Consider the following 9,750-nt stretch of genomic DNA (forward strand, 5'->3'; position numbering starts at 1 on the left):
CCTGGTGCCAGAAGCGCAACTACTGCGAGACGAATCCCGCGAAGCTCGTGGACCCCATCCAAGAGGAGCCACCGGATACGAACTCCCTAACCTTGGAGCACTGTCTACTCATCCTCCAAGAGCTTAAAGGCATGGACAAGGCTATCTGGTGCACGTTGTTCCTTAGTGGAGTTCGAATCGGAGAGCTCAAAGGACTTCGTCGTGGAGACCTATCCACGAGCAATCACCAGCTGGTCGTGGAGCGCAGCGTCTACAAGATGGGAGCCACCGCCGTCAAGCGCTACGGGAAGCCCTTCCAGCAGACCAAGAGCGGCAAGGACCGAAAGCTCACCATCCCCCAGCTGCTCTGCGACATCCTCGGCGAATGGCGAGACCAAACCCGAGGCGATGAAAACCCCTACGACTTGATGTTCACGAATCCACGCACCCATGGCGTCATCAACGACGACGAGTTCCGCAAGGCGCTCAAGTCGGCCGCAACGATAGCGGCCACGAAGGTGAAGGGAAGCGAACCGCTGGACCTGGCCGATGCGAAGTGCCACAAGGCCCGCTCCGCTTTCGCGCGAATCTACCTCAGCCTCGGTGGTAACATCGAGGACCTCAGAAGGGAACTCGGACACACGCGGATAGAGACAACGATGAAATATCTGCGATGGGCTCCCGGATACAAGAAGAGCGCGTTCGACCTGATTACCGGAGCCGAACTGGGAATTGCACTGGGAACTAGATTCTCCACAAGCCTAAACGACCAGCTCAGGAGCCTTTAGTATGCTGCTACGGAACAAGTACAAGAAGTGCCACGGCGCGAACGCGTAGATGCCGATGATCGAGAACCGTTCAAGTGAGATAGCGTCCCTGCGCGAGCGCGTTGCGCAGATGTGCGAGTACCTCCACATCGACGCCCGCCGAGCCGAGCTGGCCAAGCTGGAGGCCAACGCTGCCAAGCCGGGCTTCTGGGACGACCAGAGCATCGCGCAGGCGACGATGGCGCAGTCCTCGGGCATCCGCGAGGAGATCTCGCCGTACGAGGAGATCGTCGAAGCGCTCGACGACGCCGAAGTCGCCAACGAGTTTGCACTCGCCGACAACGACGAGGAGCTGGCTGCCGAGGTAACCACAGCGCTGGCCGATGCCGCGCGGATGACCGATGCGCTCGAGGTCAGCTCGTGGTTCACCGGGGAGTTCGACCACGGCGACGCGATCGTGACGATCACCCCCGGTGCGGGCGGCTTGGAGGCCCAGGACTGGGCCGAGATGCTGCTCAAGATGCTGACCAAGTACGCCGAGCGCAAGAAGTGGAAAGTCGAGCTCAACGACGTCATCCCCGGTGTCGAGATCGGCATCGATCGTGCCACCTTCACGGTTCACGGACGTATGGCGTACGGCATGTTGCTGTCCGAGTCCGGGGTCCATCGGCTCGTTCGCATCAGCCCGACCGACGAGAAGAAGCGTCGGCAGACCACGTTCGCAGGCGTCGAGGTGCTCCCCGTGCTTCCCGACGACGTCGAAGTCGACGTGAGGGACGAGGACCTGCGTATCGACGTGTACCGCTCGAGCGGCCCAGGGGGCCAGAGTGTGAACACGACCGACTCGGCGGTGCGCATCACGCACATTCCGACCGGGCTTGTGGTGACGTGCCAGAACGAGAAGTCGCAGCACAAGAACAAAGACGCGGCGATGAAGATATTGCGGGCGCGCCTCTACGAGATCGAGAAGGAGAAGCGCGACGCAGAGCTCGACGAGCTGCGCGGACCAAAGCGCGACATCAGCTTCGGCAGCCAGATTCGCAACTACGTGCTCTACCCCTACCAGCTCGTCAAAGACGTTCGCACAGGTATCGAGACAGGCAACGTTGACGCGGTGCTCGACGGCGATATCGATCAGTTCGTGGTCGGCTACCACCGCTGGCGCGTGAAGGGCGAGGGCGCCGCCGACGACGCAGTCGCCGCCGCTCTAGCCGACGAGGAGTGACGACATGCGGCTGCTCGCCGACCTGCATACGCACACGATTGCCTCGGGGCACGCCTACTCGACGCTGACCGAGAACGCTCGCGCTGCTCGGGCGCGCGGGCTCGAGCTCATCGCCGTCACCGACCACGGCCCGGGCGTCCCGCAAGGCGCGCACCCGTGGTACTTCTGGAACCTCAAGGTGGTGCCAAGCGTGCTCGATGGCGTGCGCATCCTGAAGGGATGCGAAGCCAACGTGGCCCCCGATACAGACAACGGCGTCGATCTGCCCGACAACGTGCTCGGCTTGCTTGACTTCGTTGCTGTGGGCTTTCATCCGACCGGCGGTTTCGACGTGCCGGACCGCGCGCGCAACACCGAAGCGCTGCTGCGCGTAATGGCTAACCCGCTCGTCGACCAGATCACGCACCCCGGCAACGAGGACGAGTTTCCGCTGGACTTGGAGGCTGTGGTCGAGGCTGCTGTTCGCCACAACGTGATCCTCGAGCTCAACGACCATAGCTTCGACCCTTCGAGCTCGCGCGCAGGCTCGACCGCACGCGAGCGCCAGTTCGCGGGAGCCGCGTACGACGCAGGCGCACCGGTAGCGATCGGCTCCGACGCGCACTACGCCCTGCACGTCGGCCATTTCGACGCCGCGCTCGCAATCGCCGAGGAGTTCGGCTTCGCCGACGACCGCATCGTGAACCGCAACGCCGAGAGCGTGCTCGCGCACTTGCTCGGCAAGCGCGAAAGGCCGCGCCTCAACATCGGGGGCGAGTGGACCTGGCCGACCGGCCCTGATGTCGCGCGCGACCCCGACTCGGGCGAGGCGGGCTGGTGGTAGTCGAGCGCATTCTCAGGAGCCGGCGTCTGCGCGACTTCGCCCTCATGACGGTGGGCGTCGCAATGACGGCGTTCGCGCTCGACGCGTTCCTCATCCCTAACCAGCTCGCGGCGGGTGGAGTGTCGGGCTTGGCGACAGTCATCTTCTACGCGGCGAAAGAGCATCTCGGCGTTACGCTTCTCGTGGGTATGCAGATGCTCGTCATGAACGCGATCTTGCTGCTGGTCGCGTGGCGCTATCGGGGCCTGCGCTACGTCGCCAAGACCCTCTACGGCGCTGTTGGCCTGTCCATTCTCGTCGACGTCATGGCGCCATTCGCTCCGCATCTGGCCGCCCACGACCTGCTGCTCGCAGCGCTTTGGGGAGGCGCCGTGTCGGGTCTCGGCATGGGGCTGGTCTTCAAGGGCGGCGGCAATACTGGTGGTACCGACATCGTGGCGCAGCTGCTCTCGCGGCGCTTCCCGTTCGGCGTCGGCCAGCTGATGCTCGTCATCGACGCGTGCGTCACCGTACTGGCCGCGATTCAGTTCGGTCCCAACGTTGCGCTCTATGGCGTCGTCGCCATCTTCGTGAGCACGGCCACCATCGACCTGGTGCTCGAGGGCGTCTCGGTGGAGAAAGCCGTGATCATCATCTCGGACGTGGCCGATCGGATTGGCCAGGCGATCAATGCCGAGATGGGCCGAGGAGCGACGCGCCTCGAGGCGACCGGCGTGTTCACTGGCGAGCGCCGGGGCACCCTCTACGTGGTGCTGGCGCGAAACGAGATCGACGACCTGAAGGCCATCGTGAAGGGCATCGACCCCACCGCGATGGTGATCATCTCCAACGTGCACGAAGCCATCGGCGAGGGCTTCAAGGAGATGGCGGGCTAGGCTTCACGCCCGCATAGTGTGCTGGGTCACAGTCACTGTCACCGGCTGCGTTGACCCGCTTTGCCCGCACGGGTATCCCTGAGCTCGTAGGCCACACCGCCAAGAGACCGGCGGCTCCGACGGGGGGAGCGCAATGACGGGACGCAGGTGCACCATTCTGATCGTGCTGACGGTGACGACCCTATTTGGCTTTGCGGCTCAGGCATTTGCCGACGCGGGTGCATTCGAGGCCGTCGTTGCTCTGCCCTTCGCTCGCATCGTGCTGGCCGTGGCAAGCGTCGCATTCACGGCGGCGCTGGCGCGCGGAGCGACTCGCTGACGCCCATCGCCACCACCGTTCGCCTGCGCGTTGTCTCTCGGCAGCGCCGTCTACCGCGCACGCCACACCGCTGACCCGCGCGTTTGGACCTTACGCGGTACATCCGTTCCGCGCCGCTTTCTGGGCGCGGACAATCCTCCGTACTACCCCCTGGATCTCGTACGGAGGAGGCACCAATGGCTGATGCCACACCCATCAAGGATCCCAAGGAGCGCTACCGTGCCGGCGTGCTCAAGTACGCGAAGATGGGCTACTGGGAAGGCGACTACGAGCCCAAGCCCACTGACCTGCTCGCGGTCTTTCGCGTAACGCCGCAAGAGGGCGTCGATTGGATCGAGGCCGCAGCTGCTGTGGCCGGAGAGTCGTCGACGGCGACCTGGACCGTCGTGTGGACGGACCGGCTCACCGCCGCCGAGAACTACCGCGGCAAGGCATACAAGATCGAGGCCGTTCCCGGCCGAGACGACCAGTTCTTCGCCCACATCGCATACGACATCGAGCTCTTCGAGCCCGGGTCGATCGCGAACCTCACGGCGTCGATCATCGGCAACGTGTTCGGCTTCAAGCCGGTCAAGTCGTTGCGCCTCGAGGACATGTACTTCCCGCCAGCGTACGTCAAGACGTTTGACGGCCCACCGACCGGGATCATCGTCGAGCGCGAGCGGCTCGACAAGTTCGGTCGTCCGCTCCTGGGCGCCACCATCAAGCCCAAGCTTGGCCTGTCCGGCAAGAACTACGGACGCGTGGTCTACGAGGCACTTCGCGGCGGCTTGGACTTCACAAAGGACGACGAGAACATTAACTCGCAGTCGTTCCAGCACTGGCGCGACCGTTTCCTCTACTGCATGGAGGGCGTCAACAAGGCGCAGGCCGCCAGCGGTGAGGTGAAGGGCCACTATCTCAACATCACGGCAGGCACGATGGAGGACATGTACGAGCGCGCCGAGTTCGCCAAGAGCCTGGGCAGCAACATCGTCATGATTGACCTCGTCATCGGCTGGACGGCAATCACGTCGATGAGTAAGTGGGCGAGTAAGAACGACATGCTGCTCCACATGCACCGCGCCGGGCACTCTACGTACACGCGTCAGAAGGACCATGGCGTCAGCTTCCGCGTCATCTGCAAGTGGCTGCGACTTGCTGGCGTCGATCATCTGCACGCGGGCACCGTTGTGGGCAAGCTCGAGGGCGACAAGAACTCGGTGCTGGGCTTCTACGACGTGCTGCGTGAGAGCAAGAACGAGGTCAACCCCGAGCACGGCCTGTTCTTCGAGCAGGACTGGGTGGGACTGCGCAAGGTCATGCCTGTTGCATCGGGTGGGATTCACGCGGGCCAGATGCACCAGCTGCTCGACTTGTTCGGTGACGACGTGGTGCTGCAGTTCGGCGGCGGCACGATCGGACACCCAGAGGGCATCGCGGCTGGCGCCACTGCCAACCGCGTGGCGCTGGAGACCATGGTCAAGGCGCGCAACGAGGGTCGCGACATCCTCATGGAGGGCCCCAAGATCCTCGCCGACGCCGCCAAGTGGTGCAAGCCACTCCGTGCCGCACTCGACACGTGGGGCGAGGTCACCTTCGACTACGCAAGCACTGACACGCTCGATACGGTCCCGACCCCGACGTCCATCTAGCCCGCTTAAGGAGGCCGAAATGCGAATCACACAGGGAGCGTTCTCGTTCCTTCCAGACCTGACCGACGATGAGATCCGTATGCAGATCGACTACTGCCTGAGCAACGGCTGGGCAGTCGCGATCGAGCACACCGATGACGCTCATCCGCGCAACACGTACTGGGACATGTGGGGTGCGCCCATGTTCGACCTGGTCGACCCTGCCGGCGTCATGATCGAGCTGGCCGAGTGCCGCACGGCCAACCCACAGAGCTACATCCGAATCAACGCGTTCGACTCGACGCATGGGGTCGAGTCGGTTGCCCTGTCGTTCATCGTCAACCGGCCGACCAACGAGCCGGGCTTCCGCCTCGATCGCACGGAGACAGAGGGGCGCACGCAGCGCTACAGCCTCGTCTCGTACGCCGTCGACAAGTCACCTGCCGGCGAGCGCTACGGCGCCGGAGCCTAGCTTGAGCTTGGAGGCCCGACATGGAGGAGCCCACCAACACCCGCCCCGAGCGGGATGACGACGACGCCACGAACGATCCGACGTCGGCACCGGTAACAATCGACCTCGCTCGCGAGTACGAGGAGGCCGGGATCGCCGAGGTGCTCGACGCACTCGACCGCGAACTTGTGGGCCTGAAGCCGGTCAAGCGGCGCGTGCGCGAGATCGCGGCGCTGCTGCTCGTCGAGCAGGTCCGCGAGCGCATGGGGCTCTCGGCGGGAGCGCCTTCGCTGCACATGTGCTTCACGGGTAACCCTGGCACGGGCAAGACGACCGTCGCCATGCGCATGGCTCAGATCCTGCACCGCCTCGGCTATTGCCGGAAAGGGCACGTCGTCGCGGTCACGCGCGACGATCTGGTGGGGCAGTACATCGGCCACACGGCGCCCAAGACCAAAGAAGTCTTGAAGAAGGCGATGGGCGGCGTGCTGTTCATCGACGAGGCCTACTACCTGCACCGTCCCGAGAACGAGAAGGACTACGGCCAGGAAGCGATCGAGATCCTGCTGCAGGTCATGGAGAACCAGCGCGACGACCTCGTTGTGATCTTGGCTGGCTACAAGGATCGGATGGACACGTTCTTCGCGTCCAACCCGGGCATGTCGAGTCGCATCGCGCACCACGTCGAGTTCCCGGACTACAGCAGCACCGAGCTCTTCGAGATCGCCGAGCTCATGCTCGATGAGTGGCACTACCGCTTCGACAAGGCGGCCGGGGCAGCGTTTCGCGAGTACGTGGAGGTGAGGCGCGTTCGCCCGCACTTCGCGAACGCGCGAAGCGTCCGCAACGCGCTCGATCGCATCCGCTTGCGGCAGGCGCTGCGGCTATTCGAGGAGCGTGGCCGACAACTGACCTCAGACGACCTCGTGACTATCTGCGAGTCAGACGTACGCGCAAGCCGCCTGTTCGACGTCGATCCCGACGACGAGCCCGCCGATGACGTCTTGGAAGGAGGCACACTATGACCCTGGTGAAATATCGCGCCACGCTCACCCAGTACCTGATCGAGCAGCGGCGCACGCACCCGGAGGCGACCGGGGAGTTCAACGAACTCATCCTCGCGGTCGCGCAGGCGTGCAAGGTCATCGCTCGCGCGGTCGCTCACGGCGCCCTGTCCGGTGTTGCCGACAACCTGGACAACCTCAACGTGCAGGGCGAGGAGCAAAAAGCTCTCGACGTCATCGCGAACGAGGCGTTCCTCTCGGCGACTGAGTGGGAGGGCGTGCTCTCGGGCTGGGCATCAGAAGAGATGGACGTGCCGCTGGCCGTTCCCGCTGAGTACCCGCGAGGCAAGTACCTCTTGGTGTTCGACCCTCTCGATGGCTCGAGCAACATCGAGGTCAACGTCTCGGTTGGATCGATCTTCTCGATTCTGCGATCGCCCAATCCTGGCGACGATCCCGTTGAGGCTGACTTCCTCCAGCCCGGTACGGAGCAGGTCGCTGCCGGCTACGCCATCTACGGGCCGTCGACGATGCTCGTGCTGACGGTTGGCCAGGGCGTTGTCGGCTTCACGCTCGACCCCGAGCTGGGTGAGTTCCTGCTCACGCACCCGGACATCCGCGTGCCCAAGACCACGCACGAGTTTGCGATCAACACCAGCAACAGCCGCTTCTGGGAGGCACCGGTCAAGCGCTACGTCGAGGAGTGCCTCGCGGGCTCGACGGGGCCGCGAGGCAAGGACTTCAACATGCGCTGGGTCGCCTCACTGGTGGCCGAGGCACACCGCATCCTGATGCGTGGTGGCGTGTTCCTGTACCCGCGCGACACCAAAGATGCCAGCAAGGCGGGGCGTCTGCGGCTGCTGTACGAGTGCAACCCGATCGGCTGGATCGTCGAGCAGGCGGGCGGCTTCGCAAGCACTGGTGAGGTCCGCGTCCTCAAAGTGCAGCCGGCGTCGCTTCATCAGCGAATCGGCTTCGTGTTCGGCTCGTGCTGCGAGGTCGAGATCGTCGAGGACTACTACGCCACGATGCAGCTCGACACCGACAGCGACACCCCGCTCTTCAACGTCCGCGGCCTGTTCCGCCAGCCGGGCTAGCCCGTCGTCCTTCGGAGTAAAGGAGCCGGCCATGTCGGCGAAGCACCCAATCATCGCCATCACCGGATCGTCCGGCGCTGGGACCACCACCGTACAGGACACCTTCGAGTCGATCTTCCGCCGAGAGGGCATGGAGGCCGCTGTCGTCGAAGGCGATAGCTTCCATCGCTACGACCGCGCCGAAATGAAGGCGCTCATGGCCGAGGACCAGAAGATCCCGGGCGGCCACCTCTCGCACTTCGGCCCGGAGGCCAACCTCTTCAGCGAGATCGAGAAACTCTTCAAGACGTACTCCGAGACCGGTACCGGCAAGCGGCGCTACTACCTCCACAACGCCGATGAGGCCGAGACGTTCGGCCAAGAGCCGGGCACGTTCACGCCATGGGCCGACCTGCCGGACAACAGCGACCTGCTCTTCTACGAGGGGCTTCACGCCGGCGTCGTGACTCCAGACGTCGACATCGCGCAATACCCCGACCTGCTCATCGGCGTGGTACCGGTGGTCAACCTCGAGTGGATCCAGAAGATCAACCGAGACTGCCGTTACCGTGGCTACTCGGTCGAGGCCGTCACCGATGTGATCCTGAGGCGAATGCACGACTACATGCACTACATCAGTCCGCAGTTCTCGCTGACGCACGTCAACTTCCAGCGAGTCCCTATCGTCGACACCAGCAACCCCTTCATCTCGCGCGACATCCCGGCGCCCGATGAATCGATGCTCGTTATCAGATTCCGTGACCCCAAGGACATCGATTTCCCGTATCTTCTGAGTATGCTGCACGACTCGTTCATGTCCCGCGCCAACACCCTCGTGTGCCCGGGCGGCAAGATGGACCTCGCCATGCAGCTCATCTTCACCCCGTTCATCTGGCGAATGGCCGAGCGACGCAAGAAGGCGCTCGCCCGTTAGCCCCGCGTCCGGACTGTCCTAGACGAAAGGAAGCACGATGGCCCTCATCTCCATGCGCCAGCTGCTCGATCATGCCGCCGAGAACAGCTACGGTCTCCCGGCCTTCAACGTCAACAACATGGAGCAGATCCAGGGCATCATGGAGGCCGCCGCGGCGGTCGACAGCCCCGTGATTCTTCAAGGGTCCGCTGGCGCACGCAAGTACGCGGGCGAGGCGTTCCTTCGCCATCTCGTTGCAGCCGCGGTCGAGGCGTATCCCGACATCCCCATGGCAATGCATCAAGACCACGGCGCAAGCCCAGCGGTCTGCCAGCAGTCGATTCGCTCCGGCTTCACGAGCGTGATGATGGACGGCTCGCTGCTTCCCGATGCCAAGACACCGTCGAGCTACGAGTACAACATCGAGGTGACGCAGCAGGTCTGCGCGATGGCGCACGCGGTTGGCGTCACGGTCGAGGGCGAGCTCGGGGTTCTCGGCTCGCTGGAGACAGGTGAGGCGGGCGAGGAGGACGGTGTTGGTGCCCAGGGCAAGCTGACGCGCGACCAGTTGCTGACCGACCCCGATCAGGCCGCCGACTTCGTCGAGCAGACCGGCTGCGATGCGCTCGCCATCGCAATCGGCACGAGCCATGGTGCGTACAAGTTCACCAAGCGCCCGACAGGCGACGTGCTCTCGATCGAGCG

At 64.1% G+C, this 9,750-nt stretch carries 11 protein-coding genes; all 11 read left to right on the forward strand.

Annotated features, from left to right (window positions below; translation table 11 throughout):
- Positions 1-767: site-specific integrase (locus P4L93_06805; protein ID MDR3686646.1), on the forward strand; the 767-nt coding region annotated here is incomplete at its 5' end.
- 55 nt (positions 768-822) lie between these two features.
- On the forward strand, positions 823-1,971 hold the full coding sequence (gene prfB, locus P4L93_06810; protein ID MDR3686647.1) for a peptide chain release factor 2: 1,149 nt from the start codon (positions 823-825) through the stop codon (positions 1,969-1,971).
- A 4-nt stretch (positions 1,972-1,975) separates the two neighbouring features.
- A complete protein-coding gene (locus tag P4L93_06815; protein ID MDR3686648.1) occupies positions 1,976-2,794 on the forward strand; it encodes a phosphatase in 819 nt (272 codons plus the stop codon).
- Positions 2,788-3,669, forward strand: a complete 882-nt coding sequence (locus P4L93_06820; GenBank protein ID MDR3686649.1) for a YitT family protein — start codon at positions 2,788-2,790, stop codon at positions 3,667-3,669. Before P4L93_06815 ends, P4L93_06820 begins: the two co-directional genes overlap by 7 nt.
- Before the next feature lie 133 nt (positions 3,670-3,802).
- Positions 3,803-3,988, forward strand: coding sequence for a hypothetical protein (locus P4L93_06825; GenBank protein MDR3686650.1), 186 nt, complete (start codon positions 3,803-3,805; stop codon positions 3,986-3,988).
- Positions 3,989-4,164: 176 nt separating this feature from the next.
- Entirely contained in the window at positions 4,165-5,622 is a 1,458-nt protein-coding gene (locus tag P4L93_06830; protein ID MDR3686651.1) for a form I ribulose bisphosphate carboxylase large subunit, read from the forward strand.
- Positions 5,623-5,641: 19 nt separating this feature from the next.
- Complete coding sequence (locus P4L93_06835; GenBank protein ID MDR3686652.1) at positions 5,642-6,073, forward strand: ribulose bisphosphate carboxylase small subunit; 432 nt, start codon at positions 5,642-5,644, stop codon at positions 6,071-6,073.
- Positions 6,074-6,093: 20 nt separating this feature from the next.
- Positions 6,094-7,077: a CbbX protein gene (gene cbbX, locus P4L93_06840; protein MDR3686653.1), complete on the forward strand. Its 984-nt coding sequence runs from the start codon at positions 6,094-6,096 to the stop codon at positions 7,075-7,077.
- On the forward strand, positions 7,074-8,153 hold the full coding sequence (locus tag P4L93_06845; GenBank protein ID MDR3686654.1) for a class 1 fructose-bisphosphatase: 1,080 nt from the start codon (positions 7,074-7,076) through the stop codon (positions 8,151-8,153). Before cbbX ends, P4L93_06845 begins: the two co-directional genes overlap by 4 nt.
- 31 nt (positions 8,154-8,184) lie before the next feature.
- Positions 8,185-9,066: a phosphoribulokinase gene (locus tag P4L93_06850; GenBank protein ID MDR3686655.1), complete on the forward strand. Its 882-nt coding sequence runs from the start codon at positions 8,185-8,187 to the stop codon at positions 9,064-9,066.
- Between the two features lie 37 nt (positions 9,067-9,103).
- On the forward strand, positions 9,104-9,750 hold a 647-nt coding region (locus tag P4L93_06855), incomplete at its 3' end, for a ketose-bisphosphate aldolase (protein ID MDR3686656.1).

This window comes from Coriobacteriia bacterium (genome assembly GCA_031292615.1).
GTDB lineage: Bacteria > Actinomycetota > Coriobacteriia > Anaerosomatales > JAAXUF01 > JARLGT01.

Excerpts from the sequence above, each read along its gene's own strand:
- prfB (MDR3686647.1), top strand. The coding sequence starts at position 823 with ATGATCGAGAACCGTTCAAGTGAGATAGCGTCCCTGCGCGAGCGCGTT.
- P4L93_06815 (MDR3686648.1), top strand. The coding sequence starts at position 1,976 with ATGCGGCTGCTCGCCGACCTGCATACGCACACGATTGCCTCGGGGCAC.
- P4L93_06825 (MDR3686650.1), top strand. The coding sequence starts at position 3,803 with ATGACGGGACGCAGGTGCACCATTCTGATCGTGCTGACGGTGACGACC.
- P4L93_06830 (MDR3686651.1), top strand. The coding sequence starts at position 4,165 with ATGGCTGATGCCACACCCATCAAGGATCCCAAGGAGCGCTACCGTGCC.
- P4L93_06835 (MDR3686652.1), top strand. The coding sequence starts at position 5,642 with ATGCGAATCACACAGGGAGCGTTCTCGTTCCTTCCAGACCTGACCGAC.
- cbbX (MDR3686653.1), top strand. The coding sequence starts at position 6,094 with ATGGAGGAGCCCACCAACACCCGCCCCGAGCGGGATGACGACGACGCC.
- P4L93_06845 (MDR3686654.1), top strand. The coding sequence starts at position 7,074 with ATGACCCTGGTGAAATATCGCGCCACGCTCACCCAGTACCTGATCGAG.
- P4L93_06850 (MDR3686655.1), top strand. The coding sequence starts at position 8,185 with ATGTCGGCGAAGCACCCAATCATCGCCATCACCGGATCGTCCGGCGCT.